The sequence below is a fragment of the Nevskia soli genome (genome assembly GCF_903970205.1).
Taxonomy (GTDB): Bacteria; Acidobacteriota; Terriglobia; order Bryobacterales; family Bryobacteraceae; genus Bog-113.
The window spans coordinates 1-16318 of sequence record NZ_CAJCHS010000189.1; the positions used below are offsets into that span (position 1 = coordinate 1).

Consider the following 16318-nt stretch of genomic DNA (forward strand, 5'->3'; position numbering starts at 1 on the left):
CAGATGCAGCGCTATGTCCGCTGGATGCGCGACGGCCATCTGAGCAGTATCGGGCGTTGTTTCGATATCGGAAACACGACGTCCGCGGCGCTGAGCAAATTCGAGTGGACTGGACGCCCGTATGGCGATCCCGATCCGCGGTGTTCCGGGAATGGATCGATTATGCGGCTGGCGCCTGTGCCGCTATTTTATGCGCAGGATGCAGTGCTCGCAATCCGGATGGCTGGCGCGAGTTCCGAAACTACCCATCCAGCGATCGCGTGTGTCGACGCGTGCCGCTATCTGGCCGGTGTTATGGTAGGCGCGCTGCGGGGCGCGACGAAGGAACAGCTTACGGGGCATTGGTTTCGTCCCGCGAGTGATTCCTGGGAAGAACACCCGCTGACGCCGGAGATTGCGGAGATCGCGGCTGGATCTTTTCGCGCGCGCAATCCGCCTGAGATCCAAGGCTCGGGATGGGTGGTGAAATCTCTCGAAGCTGCGCTCTGGGCGTTCAACCGGGCGAACGATTTCGAAGAGGGTTGCCGTCTCGCTATCGGCTTAGGTGAGGATACGGATACGACCGCGGCCGTCTACGGACAACTTGCCGGGGCTTACTACGGCGAGTCGGGAATACCGCCGCGTTGGCTGTCGAAGCTTGCCCACCGCGGGAGGATCGAGAGGTTTGCCGACGATCTGTTCCGCTTGAGCCAAACCCAAAGCTAGATATACTTAGCGACCATGAATCGACGAGAGTTTCTGGGAGCAGGGGCGGCATTCGGAGCTTCGCTAGGAGCTGGGCGCGCGCTCGCGCAAGCGGCGAATTCAACCAGCACGACGGGCGGCATGATCGGGGTCCCGTTCACCGCTGTCAAGACGGTTCGCTTCGGCGTGATCGGAACCGGCGGCCGCGGCTCGGAGATGATTCGCGAAATGCTTTCGCTCGATGGCGCGGAGGTGCGCGCGGTGTGCGATATCAATCGCGATGCGGCGCTGACCGCGGCCGGGAAAATCGAGACGGCCAGCGGCAAGAAGCCCGAAGTCTATACGAGCGGCGAGCACGATTTCGAGAACCTGGTCCGCCGCGACGATCTGGATTTCGTCTACATCGCGACGCCGTGGGATTGGCACGTCCCGATGGCGGTGGCCGCGATGGAGGCGGGCAAGCACTGCGGCACCGAAGTTCCGGCCGCGACTACGATCGAGGATTGCTTCAAGCTGGTCCGCACGTCCGAGCGCACGCGCCGGCACTGCCTGATCATGGAGAACTGCTGCTACGGCGAGAACGAGCTGATGGTGCTGAACATCATTCGCGCCGGGCTTCTGGGCGAGTTGATTCACGGCGAGGCGGCTTACATCCACGACCTTCGCGAAGAACTGCTGCGCAATCGCGGCGAGGGACTGTGGCGCCGATTGCCGCATACGGTCCGCAATGGAAACTTGTACCCAACGCACGGGCTCGGTCCGGTGGCGAACTATATGGGGGTGAATCGCGGCGACCGGTTCGACTATCTGGTTTCGGTCAGCTCGCTGCAGAAGGGACTTGAGGTGTATCGCGACGCGAACTTTCCGGCGGATGATCCGAAGCGGCGCGAGAAGTACGTCGAAGGTGACATGAACACGTCGGTGATCCGCACCGCGCGCGGACGGACGATCGTGCTGCAGCATGACGTGGTCGATCCGCGTCCGTACGACCGGGTGAATCTGATTTCAGGGACGAAAGGCGTGTTTCGCGACTATCCGCCGCGAATCTATCTGGATGGGCAGCCTGGCGCCGAGCAATTCACTTCGATCGACGCCTATAAGGAGAAATACGAGCACCCGCTGTGGCAGAAGTCCGGCGAGATGGCGCGCAAGATGGGCGGACACGGCGGGATGGATTTCATTCTGCTTTATCGCCTGGCGGAGTGTATGCGCGAGGGATTGCCGCCGGATATCGATGTGTATGATGCGGCGACGTGGAGCGCGGCCGGTCCGTTGAGCGAGCGATCCGTCGCAAGCGGTAGTGAGCCTGTGAAGTTTCCCGATTTCACGAACGGGCGTTGGGAGCAGCCAAGGGGCTGGCTGGCTGCTGCGATGTAGGGCTGGGTGGGCGCGGCAACCCTGCCTTTCGGTTGGGCTCGGTTTGAATTGTCTTGGCGGCGGGCGGATCAGGATCGGGTGGCAGCATGTCGTATTTCACGATGATTGAGATGCGGCGATTGGAGGCGTCGCCGGGGGTCTTCGGGGTGCGCAAGTCCTGATCGGCGTAGCCGCGCACCTGCTGCACCTGATCCGACCTCAATCCGGTTTCCTCCATCAGACGCCGCGCGGCATTGGCGCGATCGGCCGAAAGCTCCCAGTTGCTATAGTTCGCGACCCCTTTGTACGGGGTCGAATCGGTGTGGCCCTCGATCATAAGGCGGTTCGGGAGTTTCCCGAGTTCGGCCGCCAGCGTGGCAAGTAATTCGCGTCCTGTCTCGGTCGGCTCGCCGCTCCCGCTCTGGAAGAATAAACCGGCCGAGGTTTCCAGCATTTCGATGCGGAGGCCTTCTCCCGTGACGGTCATCTGCACGTGATCGCGCGACTTCTCGAGCGCTACCGCCTGCTTGACGGCCTGCTGCAGCTTTTCCTTAATCTGGCCCATGTCGGACTTGCTAACCTGCAGCGCGTCTCCAGATCCGGCCATCCCGCTTCCGATCTGGCGTCCCTTCCCCGTGGGGTCCTGGAAATAGCCTCCGATCGCTTTGCGGACCTCCTGACTGCTATTCAAGAGCCACAGAACAATGAACAGAGACATCATTGCGGTCACGAAATCGGCATAAGCGACTTTCCACGCGCCGCCGTGATGACCGCCGTGACGTTTCTTTTTCCGGACGATAATGATCAGCGGGGCGCTCGCGGGATTAGTCGCCACTAGCGCCTCCCGCGGCGGACGCCGCAGCTCCGCCGCCCTTGAGCGCCGCTTCCAGATTCTGGAAACTCGGGCGCATATCGGCTGGGATCGACCGGCGCGCAACCTCCACCGCAATCTTCGGGGCCATTCCTTTGGCGAACGCCAACAGACCAACGCGGAGCGAGTTGTAATACTGCCCTTCGGAGTCGTTCGATTTGCCCATCGCGGAGGCGATAGGCGCGATAAATCCATAGCAAAGCAGGATTCCCAGGAACGTACCCACCAGCGCGGCGGCAACCTTTTCGCCGATCGCTTCCGGGGGACCGCCCAGCGCTCCCATCGTGATGACGACACCCAGAACAGCGGCGACGATGCCTAGCCCCGGCAGCGCGTCGGCGACCGTCGTCAGCGATGCCGCTGGAATGGCCGCTTCATGATGATGCACCTCCAGGTCGAGCTCCATCATCTGGTCCAGCTCGAACGGCGGTACGACTCCTGACAAAGAGGTCCGCAAGGTGTCGCAAAGAAAATCCACCGCGTGATGATTCTTGACTACTTTCGGATACTTCGAGAAAAGCTCGCTCTGGGGTCCCTTTTCGATCTCTTCCTCCAGTTTCGCGACGCCCATCTTCCGGGCAAACTGGAAGATCTCGTTGAGCATCTGGAGCGTTTCCAGATACAGGTTCGCCGAGTACCGGCTGCCCGAAAAAGTTGCCAGAACGCCTTTGAAAATCCGGATGACGACGGAGAGCGGGTTCGCAATCAACAGGGTTCCGATCGCCGCGCCGCCGATAATCAGCAGCTCGGCGGGCTGCATGAGCACTTTCAAGTTGCCGTGCTCCATCAAGTACCCGCCGATTACTGCCCCGATAACGGCAATGATTCCAATAATCACGAACATGCGGCGTTAAATTCCTCACCAGACATATCGTCCGTACTGGCGGCAAACTTGAGCCGCTAGAGAAAAGTAGAGCCCCAGCCGTGGGAACCCGTGGTAGGAACCGCTCTGTCGCCGTTGCGGAACCCTCGAAAATGACCCCCAACTTTCACCGTTCCACCCGGAAACCCTCCCTTTCGGTCGGGCTCGGAGTGGGGCTGTACGGAGCCTTTCATCTTTGGTTGTGAACCGAAGGGTCATGCCGAACTCGGTAATTTACGGAATCGACAGAGCCGGTTATCGATTAACCGCGTTTCGCCGAGCCAGATCGCGCCGAGCGCCAGTAGGGGTTTCTCCGAATTCGGAGCGATCGGGCCGGCCACAGGCTCGAACGTCTCCGGATCGGCGAAAGCGAAGTACTCCACGCGCACGCCGGGGCGGTCCAGTTCGAACGCGGCCGCCTGGATCACCTCGTCGCAATCCACCGCACCCGATTGGATCAAGTCGTGAGCACGCGTGAGCGCTCGATAGAGGCACGGAGCGACGCGACGCTCTTCCGCGGTCAGCCGCACGTTGCGTGAACTCAGGGCCAGGCCATCCGGCTCGCGCACGGTCGGCACCGGAACCATCGTGATCGGAAAATTCAGATCGCGCGTCATCCGCTTCACGATGGCAAGCTGTTGCGCGTCTTTCTCCCCGAAAAACGCCAGGGTGGGTCCGATAATCCCGAACAACTTCGCGACTACGGTCGTGACACCGCGGAAATGGCCAGGCCGCGACGCGCCGCAGAAATGATCGGTGAGCCCGATCACTTCTACGAACGTTTGCGCTTGTCCCGGGTACATCTCGGCAGCTGAAGGAGCAAAGACAAGGTCCGCGCCGGCATCCTCGCAGACCGCGAGATCGGCCGGAATCTGCCGCGCGTAACGCTCGAAATCGGCGGCGCGGTCAAACTGCAGCGGATTCACGAAAATGCTGACGGCCACGACATCCGACTGCGCCCGCGCGGTCTCGATCAGACGGCGATGACCCGCGTGCAGCGCCCCCATGGTCGGGACGAAGCCGATGGTTCGTCCCGCCGTCCGATGCGGTCCGAGGAAGTCTCGCGCGCCTTGAATCGTCCCGGTGAAAGCCGCGCTCACTTCGCCGGAAAGCTCCCCGCGCGGACCTCTTCGATGAACTCGCGAGCTGCATCCGCCATCGTTTCGCCCAGGCGCGCATATACCTTCGCGAACGGAGGAACAAATGAGCCCGTATAGAGCCCGAAAGCGTCGTAACTCACCAGCACCTGCCCGTCGCACAGCGGTCCGGCGCCGATACCGATCGTGGGTATGGGAACGCGCTTCGTGATCTCATCCGCCAGTGCGGCCGGGATGGATTCGAGCACCACAGCGAACGCGCCCGCCTCGGCAACGGCCACTGCTTCTTCGATGAGCCGCGCCGCGTCGGCGTCCGTGCGCCCCTGGGTTCCGTAGCCGCCCAGTTGATGGACGTATTGCGGGATCAGTCCGAGGTGACCCATGACGGGGATGCCCGCCCGCACGATCGCTTCAATGGTGCGCGGCTCACGGCCGCCTTCGAGTTTCACAGCGGCCGCTCCGCCTTCCTGCAGCAGACGGCCGGCGTTCCGGATCGCTTCTTCGGGTGAGATCTGCGCGCTCAAGAAGGGAAGATCGGCGACGACTAGCGCGCGTTGCGTGCCGCGCACCACCGCGCGGGTGTGGTGGAGCATGATGTCCATGGTCACCGGTATCGTGCTGCTTTCGCCCATGATCACGGTGCCGAGCGAATCGCCGACCAGCAGGACGTCGATGCCCGCGGTGTCCAGAATGCGCGCCATGGTGGCGTCATATGCGGTCAGGACGGTGATCTTCGGGCCGCTCTGTTTCCGCTGCTGGAGGGTGGTGGTCCGGACCGGGCGCTGCCGGTCAGCCATGCGCATGCCCTATGGATGATCGGACCGCGTCGACGGCTTCCGGCGGCAAGCCGCGGCGCCGCGCGATTTCGAGGGCGTGCCCGGCCGCGGCGCGGTACAAGCCCTGAATCGTCGCGGGCGAATTCCAAAGAGCTTCGACGTGCCGCGCTACTGTTTCCGCGTCGCCGCGGACGACGGGTCCGGTAAGCGCCGCTGTGGCGCCGTCGCGCAGGGTGTTTTCGAGTGCCGCGCGCGAGAGGTTCGCCAGTGCGCGCCGGGCTGTTGTTGCATCGATTCCCACCTGCACCATCGTCTCAATTGCCGCGTCCATGGTGGCCGTCAGATGATTGCTCGCCATCGCCGCCGCGGCATGGTACAACGCCCGAGCCGACGATGGTATCTCCAAAACAAGTCCTTCCATGAGTGTCGCGATCTCGATCGCCCAAGCGCGCGCGTCCGGCTCGCCGTCGACTGCGAAGGCGCATCCCGGCAATGTTCTATAACCGTCCGATGGCGTTGGGAAAGTCTGCAACGGGTGTAGCGATCCGTAACTGGCGGCGGTTCCCACCTGCTCGCGAAGAATCATTCCGCTGAAAGCGCCGCTGGTGTGGAGCACGATCGAGACCGGCTTCAAATGGCGCGCTACCTCGACGATCGCGTGGTCAGGCACGGCAATGATCACGCGATCCGATGCAAGCTGTTCATAGGTTACAGGCCGAGCGTCACCGCCTATGAACCGCGCGGCTTCTCTGGCGCGAGCGTGCGAACGGCTGGCGACGGCGGAAACTCGCTGCCCGCGCTCCTCGATGCAGCGTCCGAGGGCTTGCGCCACGTTTCCCGCGCCGGCCAACCCTATGGTGAAGGATTGCGTCACTTGGAGGCGTTGCGGGTGCGATTGTTACGGCTCACGCCTTATTGTCCGCTACCAATTGTTTGCTGTCTCGTTTGGAACGCTGGCGCAATGACGGCCGGCCGCACCGTCTGGCATGGCCGAGCTATGGCCCCTGACCTAATGGCGGAAGCACGCCGCGCGGCAAACGATAACTGACGGAAAACTGTCTTTTCCAATTACACGCCTCACTCGTTTTCTTTACCTCAGAAGGTCATCGATGTCGCCGATCACCCGTTCAATCTGCGGGTGATCGCGTCGACATCGAACACGCATCCTCCCCAGGTTCCCCCGCTGACGTTTTGAAGAGCGGCCCACAAGCGCGTGTCATCCGGTAATCGCGGATCGGGCGCTAAGTCCGTCCGCGGAGTCCGCTGCCGTAAGATTTCAGCGCCGCGTTCCGGACCGAGATACTCTCCCGCTTCGCCGACCAGATCGACCGTCCCATGCAATTGGTTTCGATCGACGACGATCTCGATCAGGTCGCCCTCCTGAATTTTCCCGATGGGCCCTCCCGCGAGCGCCTCGGGCGTGACGTGCCCAATACAAGCACCCGTCGACACGCCGCTGAACCGCGCGTCGGTGAGCACGGCGACTTCTTTGCCGAAACTGAGATGTTTCAGCGCTGACGTGATCTGGTAGATCTCCTCCATGCCGGACCCCATCGGCCCGCGGCACATGAGCACGATGATGTCGCCTGCTTGTATCGGGGGATCCGTCAGCCCTCGGATCGCTTTGGTCGCGGCGACTTCGGTGGTGAAGACGCGAGCCGGTCCGCGCTTCCGGTAGATGCCGTCGTCACCGACCACGCTCGGGTCGATCGACGTGCTCTTGATGACCGATCCTCCCGGGGCCAGATTCCCGTGCGGGAACGTCACGGTCGAGGTTAGCCCGCGGGCGCGTGCCGCATCCGGAGACATGATCACTTGCTTCGGATCGATCCCGTCGCGCTTCGTCAGGTTCGCGTGGAGTTTGTGGCGGCGTTCGGAATCCTGCCACCAATCGAGCACCGCGCCGAGCGTCTCGCCCGCGACTGTGCGCGCGGTTAGATCCAGCAAACCGAGCTGCCGCAGGTGCAGCATCACTTCGGGCACCGCGCCGGCCTGAAAAACTTGTACGGTGGGATAACCGACCGGACCGTTCGGCAGCGCGTCCACGAGGCGCGGGACCTCGCGGTTGATGCGAATCCAATCGTCGGCGGTGGGGCGCTGCAAACCCGCTGCGTGCGCGACGGCGGGAAGGTGAATGATCAGGTTCGTGGAACCGCCGAACGCGGCATGTACCGTCATCGCATTCTGAACCGACGCGGAGGTCAAAATGTCGCGCATGCGAGTGCCGTTCGCTTCCATGGCGAGCGCGGCCTTGGCCGATCGCCGCGCGCAATCCAGCCAGATCGCGTGACCGGATGGAGCGAGCGCGGCATGCGGCATCGTCATCCCAAGCGCTTCGGCCACCACCTGCGAAGTTGCGGCCGTTCCGAGAAACTGGCAGCCGCCGCCGGGAGTGGCGCACGCGCGGCAAAGCGCGTCGCTCGCTTGTTCGAGCGTCATCTCACCATGCGAGTAGCGCGCGCCCGCGGCCTGGACGCGCCCGGCGTCCTCACCCTGCTCGGGCAGCAGCGTGACGCCGCCCGGGACCAGAACGCAGGGCAGATCGCGGGTGCCCGCGAGTGCCATCATCATCGCCGGAAGCCCTTTATCGCAAGTGGCGACTCCGATCACCGCATGGCGCGTGGGCAGCGAGCGGATCAGCCGCCGGAAAATCTGCGCCGCGTCGTTCCGGTAAGGAAGACTGTCGAACATCCCGGTAGTGCCTTGCGTGCGGCCGTCGCAAGGATCGGTGCAATACGCCGCAAACGGGATCGCGCCGGATTCGGTGAGCACCTCCGCCGCGGCTTGCATCAACAGCCCCACTTCCCAGTGGCCGGTATGGAGTCCGAGCGCGATCGGCGTCCCGTCTTCTTTGCGGATACCGCCGTGGGTGCTCAGAATCAGCACCTCTTTGCCGCCCATCCGCGCCGGATTCCATCCCATGCCCGCGTTCTGGCTCCATCCGAAGAGGTTGCCGGACGGACTGGTCAGCAGCATCTCGGGCGTGATCGGAAGGGTTCCCTGCGGACCGGGCGCTTTGGACACGAGGTCGTAGAGCAGGGGGTCGTCGGTGGAAACGAGTTCGGCGAAAGTAGGCATGCGACTTCACTTATACACTTTCCGCGCGGGCGTCTGAAGATGTACGATTGAAAAAGCACGATTGAAAAAGCAATGGCACGATTCGCTTTCGAAGTAAACGGCCGCCAGGAATCGGTTGACGTTTCGCCGGATACACCTCTGCTTTGGGTTCTCCGCGACTCTTTGAACCTGACCGGAACGAAATACGGCTGCGGGATCGCGCAGTGCGGCTGCTGCACGGTTCACATCGATGGCGAAGCGGTGCGCTCGTGCGTGATGCCGGTTTCAGCGGTTGTGGGCAAGAAGATCGTGACCATCGAGGGCTTGTCGACGGACCGCGGCCATCCGCTACAGCGCGCCTGGATTGCACAACAGGTCCCGCAGTGCGGCTACTGCCAATCCGGCCAGATCATGACCGCGGCGGCGTTCCTCAAGAAGACGCCGAAGCCGACGGCGACGCAAGTCGATGCCGCGATGTCGAACAACATTTGCCGCTGCGGAACGGCGCAGCGGATGCGGGCGGCGATTATCGAAGCGGCGGGGATGCTGCCGGGGTAGGCTGATCCTGAAGCATGCTTGTTAAGCGAATGACTCTGGTCAAAACGCCGGCGGCTATCCTAAACCTAATTAACCGAAGATGAAGGCGTCGCAGGTGGAAGCCTACATAGCTTACTTCGGAATTCCGAATGGCACGAGTCCACCGCGCCGAACACAGATAGTTTATAAGCTTTAATAAGAACCGGTATAACTCGCCGGTTTCCGACCGGGTCAGCTGGGTAACTGGGAATTTCAGGTTCGTGTTAGAGGCGGACGGCACCATTACGCCGGTATGACGTTGTTGTCACCTTCGTTGAGAGCGGGCAGACGGAGGGTGACGCGAGTGCCTACGCCCACACGACTGGCAATGTCTACTCTGCCGCCGTGGAGGAGCATAATGCCCTGCACGATCGCTAACCCGAGGCCAGTGCCGCCCGAAGCCTGAGAACGGGACGTATCCACACGGAAAAAACGATCGAAGACGCGCGGTAGGGCCTCGGGAGGAATGCCAACACCGGTATCGTTCACCTCAATACAAACCGTGGAATTGTCAACTCTGCTTGCCAGCACGACCGAGCCTCCCGGCGGTGTATGGGTTACGGCGTTAGAGATCAGATTTCCCACGGCTCGCTGCAGCAGGGTCCGGTCGAGCTCGGCGACAACCGGGCTTTCGACATTGGTAGTTAGTGAGATCCCGCCCTCCGCGGCCGAAGCTTCGTAGTATTCCTGGAGTGCCCCGAGTAACGCCGAAACGTCGACGCGTTCGCGATTCAGATGAGTAAAAGGGCTTTCCGTGCGGGCGAGGAACAGAAGATTACTAATCAGTTCAGATAGGCGCACCGCTTCTTCCAAACAGGACTCGAGTACGTCACGGTACTCATCAATGGTGCGGGCGCGAGCTAGAGCAACTTCGGCCTCGCCCCTGATGTTGTTGACCGGGGTGCGTAAGTCATGTGCGATATCGCCCGAGAAACGGGAGATGCGCTCGAAAGAGTCTTCGAGGCGGTCGAGCATCTTATTGAAAGTGGCGGCAAGAGAAGCCAGCTCCGAGGGATAGCCTTCAGTCAAGATACGCTCGCGCAGATTGTTGGAAGTAATGCGGCGCGTGGTGGCGGCCATTTCGGCCAATGGGCGAGTGCCGCGCCGCGCAATCTCGAAGCCGGCAACGGGGCAGACGGCTAAGGCGGCGATCAGGATTCCCCAAAACCAGATGCGGAATCGGGCGAGAAGTCCGTTTTCCTCCGAAAGGTCGATGGCGATCTGAATCGTGTCGGTTTGCGTCGGGGGCGTGCCCACCAAAGCTGTCGCGCGGGCTACCCGAAAGGACTGGCCGCGCTTTCCGAACATCGCGATCGGGCGGTCCGGCCGGTCCCGCGTCTGCCGGGCGAGTTGGTTCAAATCTAACTGGTCCGTCATGCCGGGCGTAGTTAACACAGGCCGGTTATGCTCATCGAGAAGGCGAATGTAGAAGTGCTCGTAGCGGCGGGCGGCGGTTTCGAGTTCCACCTCTTCGCGGAGCGCGTCCCAGTCGTTAGGCCGGTCGCGCAGCATTGTGCGAAGTACATGCAACTTATCGGCAAGGAAGAGATCCGTGCTGCGCTCGAGTTCCGTGGTCAGGACAAGATACAGGCTGGCGGTGGCTAGAAAGACAAGTGTTAGCGCGGCCAGAGCGTACCAGGCGGTTAAGCGAAAAGAGAGACTACCCCAGAGGCGCGCGAAGGCCGCCAGACTACTGGCCCGATTCCAGGACATAACCGGCGCCGCGAACGGTGCGGATCAGTTTCAAGGGAAATGGATCGTCCACCTTTCCGCGCAGTCGGCGAACGTTAACATCCACCACATTAGTGTCGCTATCGAAGTTCATGTCCCAAACCGATTCGGCGATGAGGGTCCGGGATAATACCTCACCCGGGCGGCGAGCGAGAAGAGTGAGGAGCAAAAACTCTTTGGACGTGAGATCGATTCGGCGGCCGGCGCGTATGGCGCGCTGGCGCATGGGATCGATTTCGAGGTCGGCCACGCGAATCGTTTCCTGCGGACGGGGAGGCGCTCGACGGAGCAGGCTTCGCACGCGTGCCAGCAATTCGGAGAAGGCGAAGGGCTTTACGAGATAGTCGTCGGCCCCGAGTTCAAACCCGCGAACGCGCTCGTGAACCGCGTCGCGGGCGGTCAGAAAGAGCACGGGCGTGCGGTTCCCTGCGTCGCGCAGCCTGGTCAGGACCTGCCAGCCGTCAAGACCGGGAATCATGACGTCCAGAATGATCAGATCGAACTCCACTTCCTGTGCGAGGTGTAGTCCCTCGAGGCCGTCCCCGGAAACCTCGGCGAGGAAGCCGGCCTCATTCAGTCCCTTTTTCAGGAACTTGGCGGTCTTGACTTCATCCTCGATGACCAAGACTTTCATGTGCGCTGGTTTATCCTTGCGATTGGATGCTTCTCTCATTAGAACGCTCTGAAATTAACTGGTGATGTCTGCGCGCGCAATTTATATAAGATAGCGTGAACATCTGTTGGAGTTAGTACAAACAGCCGCCCGAATGTTACTAAGTTGTTACTAAAGCGGATTTGTTACGCGGAGTCGATGAGGAGTGGCGAGGCGGCGCGCTAGCGGGCAAGATTCGCCGAAGAAATGTAGGGGGGTTAGTAGAGAGCGGAAGCGGGTTCCCCAGTGGTATCTATCCATCCAGAAGATGACGCAACATCCGTGTTGCGTTACGCTTAAACCCGCAAAGTCTCCCCATCTTCGGCATGCGAGCTAAGTCGTCGCCGCTCTGCATCAAGGCGTCCAGAATCGCTCGGCCGTTGGGGCGAATCGGGAGTCGCGCAGTCACCTCTTGCGAGCTTTAGCACGCGCGCGGATATTCTGACGCAATTCGTTCCACTTCTGCGGTGTGATCTCCATCGCATCGCCCGATTGTAATGCGTCGATCAAGACACCTTCCAGAGCGTCTTTTGCTTTGGCTTTCTGGTCGGTGCGAACCAACTCCCGGATATATTCACTCGCGCTTCCTCGAATGGGCCACGCGTCGCTATGATAAAGAAAAAGGCGCAAACAAGTGAGAAACAAAACAGCGGGTTCCTATCGGGACGCCAACTCTGTTCCCGCGAGCCCGACCCCACGAACAAGCGCGGCCCCCACCCGCCGCGCGCTACTCAAAACCGCAGCAGCCGCAGGCGCGGTCCTCCTCATCCCCATCCGCGCAGCGCAGGCTGACGACGCCAAACCTGATGCTCCCAAGAAAGCAGTCAGCCCCTTCGCCTCGTGGGTTCGCATCGATCAGCACGGCGCCGTCACGTTACTCTCATCGCGCTCCGAAATGGGCCAGGGGATCTCCTCCGCCGCTCCGATGATCCTTGCCGAGGAACTTGGCGTCGACTGGCAGGACGTCCACATCGAACAAGCGCCTACTGACGGCCGTGTCTTCGGCGACCAGGGCACCGGCGGCAGCGGTAGCATCGCTGGTTCATGGACGCCGTTGCGCCAAGCCGGAGCGGCCGCGCGCCAGATGCTCATCCAGGCCGCCGCGCAACAGTGGGGCGTCCGACCCGGCGAGTGCATCGCGACACGCGGCGCGGTCCGAAACGGCAACAAGACGCTGACTTACGGCGAACTGGTCGCCTCCGCGTCGCAGCTTCCGATCCCCGATTTCGATAAAGTCGCGCTCAAACCGAATTCCGAATTCAAGCTCGTCGGCACGGTCGCCCCTCGTAAAGACATCCCCTCGAAAACCGACGGCAGCGCCACGTTCGGCATCGACGTGCGCGTCCCCGGAATGAAGTTCGCGAGCATCGAACGCTGCCCGGTATTCGGCGGCAAGGTCAAGAGCTTCGACGCAACCAAAGCCAAAGCCGCCCCCGGCGTTTCAGCCGTCTTCGAGATCCCCGCGATTGACGACGTCCACGCGTGCGGCGGCATTGCCGTTGTTGCCGATTCGACATGGAACGCGATGAAGGCCCGCAAAGCCCTGCAGGTCGACTGGGATTTCGGGCCGCGTGTCGATGAATCGAGCGAATCGCTTCGCAAGCAGTTCCGCCGTCTCGTCGATCTGCCCCAGAAAGTGATCGTCAATCAAGGCGATGCCGACACCGTGATCAGCGCGGCTCCCGTTGACAAGAAGGTCGAAGCCGACTACGAATTGCCGTTCCAGGCGCACGCTTGCATGGAGCCCATGAACTGTACCGTGGCTTACGGTAAAAATTCCGCCGAGGTCTGGGCGCCCGCGCAGGGACCGGATTGGGTGCAGGGCACCGTCGCGCAAGTTCTCGGACTCAAGCCCGACCAAGTCAAGGTCAACATCACGTACATGGGCGGAGGGTTCGGCCGCCGCTACCAGGCCGATTTCGCCGCCGAAGCCGCGCAGATCGCGAAGCAGCTGCCCGGCGTCCCCGTGCAGGTTCTGTGGTCGCGGGAGGACGACATGGCGCACGATTTTTACCGGCCGGCGTCGTATCACCGCATCTCCGGCGCGGTCGATGCACATGGCCAGATCGCGGCCTGGAAGCATCGCAGCACATCCACGTCGATTGCAAGCTGGTGGGATCGCGCCAAACCGGCGGAATCGTCCGAGCTCGGCTCCACGCTCCAGATGCCGTACCTGATGAAGAACTACAAGCTCGAGTACGCGCCCGCGGATTCGGGCGTGCCGCGCGCCTGGTGGCGGTCCGTCGAGGCGTCCTTCATCGGCTTCGTCATGGAAAGCTACATGGACGAACTGGCGCACGCGGCCGGGGCGGACCCGCTCGAATTCCGCCTGCGCCACCTCGATCCCGCGCGTTCAGTAGCCAATGCGCTCGATCCCAAGGACGGCAATCCGCTGGTTTGCGCGCGAATGCGCGGCGTGCTGCAGCTTGCGGCGTCGAAAGCGGATTGGGGCGCCAAACTGCCCGCCGGCCGGGGACGCGGGATTGCCTGCCATTACTCGTTCAATAGCTATGCGGCGAACGTGGCCGACGTCGTCGTGGAGGACGGAAAACTGCGCGTCGAGCGCATCGTCTCCGCCGTCGATATCGGCACCGTGGTATCGCCCAATGGCGCGCGTGCGCAGGTGGAAAGCGCCGTGGTCTATGGCCTGACCGCCGCGCTCAAGAGCCAGATCACGATCCAGAACGGGCGCGCGGTAGAGACGAACTTCAACCATTTCGCTTGCCTGAAGATGGACGAAACACCGCACATCGAAGTGCATTTTGTTCCCAGCGATCTCGCGCCCACCGGCATTGGCGAACCGGGGCTTCCGCCTGTCGCCCCGGCGGTTATGAATGCGGTTTTCGCCGCTACCGGCAAACGCATACGACGCTTACCTTTAACTCCGGATGACCTTCGCGCTTAACATCTTCCTGCTCTTGTTTGCAGGATCAATCCCGGCCGCTCCGGCGCCTGAACAAGCTATTCATAACTTCGGCCGCGTGAATGATCACATCCTGCGCGGCGCCGCACCCGACAAGATCGGTCTCGAAGCTTTAGCTGCAGCCGGCGTGAAAACGGATGTCGATCTTCGGCCCGGAAACAACGACGCCGAGAAACGAGAGGCTGAGGCTCTTGGGATCAACTACATCAACATTCCGATGCCCGGTTTGCATGCGCCACCACCCGCCGCTCTCGCGCAGGCGCTGAAAACGCTGGAAGATAAAGCCGCGTGGCCGATCTTCGTGCACTGCATTCATGGCCGGGATCGCACCGGCACGGTGGTCGCGTGCTACCGCATCGAGCACGACCATTGGGCTAACTCCCGCGCCTTGGAAGAAGCGCGACAGTACGGACTTCACTTCACCGAGTGGGGGATGACCCACACGATACTTACTTTCCCGAAGTAAGCAACATATAGATAATCAGCGCGGCCGAGAGAAGGATGACGAGTCCGGTCACCAGAATGATCGAGAACGTGTCGGCGCTCGGCCTGCCTTCCTCGATCGCGAGTTTCACGACGCGGTAACGCCGGGCGGAGAGAATAGCCAGAAAGGCGCCGGCGAGCATCATGGCTACACCGATCCATAACGACCAACCCGTATGCACGGATTGCGGTTGTTGATCGATTCGGGCAGACAGTTCCCGCAGCCAGACCGAAAATCTGGAGATCACAAAACCAAGGCTCGTTAGAGAGATGCTGGTCCGCAACCACGCTAGAAAAGTGCGTTCGTTGGCCAGATGATCGGAAGTGCGTAGGTCCGCCACTAAGCTAAGTCGAATCCTTTCCACGCTCAGCCTGCGCGATGATCCTTACCCTGCTCGGCGAGAGTCGCACCTTAGTTCGGTTACTCATCGATCGCGGAGAACAGCTCTTGCAAGCCAACCGATAGTTCACCCGCTGCCAGGTCCCCCGCTGCGCGCGCCGGTTCCGATGCAAGCATTGCACCGAGGCCATCCTCCGTGGATAGGATCTCGCAGCAAAGCAGCACGGGATCGGTCGGATACGGCCCGGGAAAATCGCCGGTCACCGAGACGTCGGGCACCAGGTACCTGGTCGAAGACAGGCGAACGGTCAATTCCGGCAACGCCTGCGCGCCCTGAGCTCTCAGCAAGTAGGGCTTCTCCGTTAGAAGAAGATACTCTTCCACGGGCATGAGTACGGCGGTGCTCATTACCTCATTCTATCCGTTCGCCTCAGAGTACTTCACCGAGTAGCTGGATACCTTTCCTGATCTCTTCTTCTTTCATTTGCGAGTAACCAAGCATGATCCCTGTCCGGGAAGGCCGCTTTAAATAGCATCGGGAGATTCCATACACGGCGACGCCTCGCGATTCGGCGTTGGCGATTATTAAGTCCTCCGCGATGGGTTTCCGCGGCCAAAGCACGATGTGTGCGCCCGAACCGTCACCCGTTACCTCTACCCGGTCGCCCAGATACGTTCCGATCGCGGCGAAATGCTCTACCTCCACGGTTCAGCGGCTAGCCGGACAATCCGGGAGTTAGCGACTGGAGTTCCGGCTTGTGTAACAGTCACGATTCTAGATGGGCTGGTCTTAGCGCGGTCTGCGTTTAACCACTCAATGAACTACCGGTCCGTCGTTGCCTTCGGAACGGCACGGAAGATTGAAGATCCGGAACAAAAGGTTCGATCGCTACGTGCTATCTCGGAGCAT

16 protein-coding genes are annotated in these 16318 nt (G+C 61.5%); 6 read left to right on the plus strand and 10 right to left on the minus strand.

What is annotated here, in order from left to right:
* Both H1Y01_RS08580 and H1Y01_RS08585 read left to right on the plus strand, forming a co-directional pair.
* Positions 1 to 705 (plus strand): ADP-ribosylglycohydrolase family protein (locus H1Y01_RS08580; protein ID WP_180540028.1); only part of this gene is annotated, 705 nt, incomplete at its 5' end.
* 15 nt (positions 706 to 720) lie between these two features.
* Positions 721 to 2061: a Gfo/Idh/MocA family protein gene (locus H1Y01_RS08585; protein WP_180540029.1), complete on the plus strand. Its 1341-nt coding sequence runs from the start codon at positions 721 to 723 to the stop codon at positions 2059 to 2061.
* On the opposite strand, the gene H1Y01_RS08590 is transcribed toward H1Y01_RS08585, so the two are convergent.
* The 6 genes from H1Y01_RS08590 to H1Y01_RS08615 all read right to left on the minus strand — a co-directional run bounded on the left by H1Y01_RS08590 (position 2009) and on the right by H1Y01_RS08615 (position 8724).
* Positions 2009 to 2875 (minus strand): flagellar motor protein MotB, encoded by an 867-nt coding sequence (locus H1Y01_RS08590; protein WP_219341393.1) that lies wholly within the window; start codon positions 2873 to 2875, stop codon positions 2009 to 2011. The genes H1Y01_RS08585 and H1Y01_RS08590 overlap by 53 nt on opposite strands.
* The gene (gene motA, locus H1Y01_RS08595; RefSeq protein WP_180540030.1) at positions 2865 to 3755 is read right to left on the minus strand and encodes a flagellar motor stator protein MotA; all 891 of its coding nucleotides are present in this window, start codon (positions 3753 to 3755) and stop codon (positions 2865 to 2867) included. The genes H1Y01_RS08590 and motA overlap by 11 nt, the downstream gene beginning before the upstream one ends.
* Positions 3756 to 3988: 233 nt before the next feature.
* A complete protein-coding gene (gene panC, locus H1Y01_RS08600) occupies positions 3989 to 4873 on the minus strand; it encodes a pantoate--beta-alanine ligase (protein WP_219341394.1) in 885 nt (294 codons plus the stop codon).
* On the minus strand, positions 4870 to 5667 hold the full coding sequence (panB, locus tag H1Y01_RS08605) for a 3-methyl-2-oxobutanoate hydroxymethyltransferase (protein ID WP_180540031.1): 798 nt from the start codon (positions 5665 to 5667) through the stop codon (positions 4870 to 4872). Before panB ends, panC begins: the two co-directional genes overlap by 4 nt.
* Positions 5660 to 6520 carry a Rossmann-like and DUF2520 domain-containing protein gene (locus tag H1Y01_RS08610; protein WP_180540032.1) on the minus strand — a complete coding sequence of 287 codons (861 nt, stop codon included), beginning with the start codon at positions 6518 to 6520 and terminating at the stop codon, positions 5660 to 5662. Before H1Y01_RS08610 ends, panB begins: the two co-directional genes overlap by 8 nt.
* Positions 6521 to 6765: 245 nt before the next feature.
* A complete protein-coding gene (locus H1Y01_RS08615) occupies positions 6766 to 8724 on the minus strand; it encodes a YjhG/YagF family D-xylonate dehydratase (RefSeq protein WP_180540033.1) in 1959 nt (652 codons plus the stop codon).
* 72 nt (positions 8725 to 8796) lie between these two features.
* Here H1Y01_RS08615 and H1Y01_RS08620 point away from each other — a divergent pair, with 72 nt between their 5' ends.
* On the plus strand, positions 8797 to 9261 hold the full coding sequence (locus tag H1Y01_RS08620; protein WP_180540034.1) for a (2Fe-2S)-binding protein: 465 nt from the start codon (positions 8797 to 8799) through the stop codon (positions 9259 to 9261).
* Between the two features lie 261 nt (positions 9262 to 9522).
* On the opposite strand, the gene H1Y01_RS08625 is transcribed toward H1Y01_RS08620, so the two are convergent.
* Together H1Y01_RS08625 and H1Y01_RS08630 are read right to left on the minus strand one after the other, a co-directional pair.
* Positions 9523 to 10992: a heavy metal sensor histidine kinase gene (locus tag H1Y01_RS08625; protein ID WP_180540035.1), complete on the minus strand. Its 1470-nt coding sequence runs from the start codon at positions 10990 to 10992 to the stop codon at positions 9523 to 9525.
* Positions 10970 to 11644 carry a heavy metal response regulator transcription factor gene (locus H1Y01_RS08630; protein WP_180540036.1) on the minus strand — a complete coding sequence of 225 codons (675 nt, stop codon included), beginning with the start codon at positions 11642 to 11644 and terminating at the stop codon, positions 10970 to 10972. Before H1Y01_RS08630 ends, H1Y01_RS08625 begins: the two co-directional genes overlap by 23 nt.
* A gap of 652 nt (positions 11645 to 12296) precedes the next feature.
* On the opposite strand from H1Y01_RS08630, the gene H1Y01_RS08635 reads away from it, so the two are divergent.
* Positions 12297 to 14567 carry a xanthine dehydrogenase family protein molybdopterin-binding subunit gene (locus tag H1Y01_RS08635; protein WP_180540037.1) on the plus strand — a complete coding sequence of 757 codons (2271 nt, stop codon included), beginning with the start codon at positions 12297 to 12299 and terminating at the stop codon, positions 14565 to 14567.
* A complete protein-coding gene (locus H1Y01_RS08640) occupies positions 14551 to 15051 on the plus strand; it encodes a fused DSP-PTPase phosphatase/NAD kinase-like protein (RefSeq protein WP_180540038.1) in 501 nt (166 codons plus the stop codon). Before H1Y01_RS08635 ends, H1Y01_RS08640 begins: the two co-directional genes overlap by 17 nt.
* Here H1Y01_RS08640 and H1Y01_RS08645 read toward each other — a convergent pair.
* The gene (locus tag H1Y01_RS08645; protein ID WP_180540039.1) at positions 15035 to 15409 is read right to left on the minus strand and encodes a YidH family protein; all 375 of its coding nucleotides are present in this window, start codon (positions 15407 to 15409) and stop codon (positions 15035 to 15037) included. The genes H1Y01_RS08640 and H1Y01_RS08645 overlap by 17 nt on opposite strands.
* Before the next feature lie 80 nt (positions 15410 to 15489).
* On the minus strand, positions 15490 to 15816 hold the full coding sequence (locus H1Y01_RS08650) for a hypothetical protein (protein WP_180540040.1): 327 nt from the start codon (positions 15814 to 15816) through the stop codon (positions 15490 to 15492).
* A 217-nt stretch (positions 15817 to 16033) separates the two neighbouring features.
* On the opposite strand from H1Y01_RS08650, the gene H1Y01_RS19985 reads away from it, so the two are divergent.
* Positions 16034 to 16318 (plus strand): pyridoxamine 5'-phosphate oxidase family protein (locus H1Y01_RS19985; RefSeq protein ID WP_219341395.1); only part of this gene is annotated, 285 nt, incomplete at its 3' end.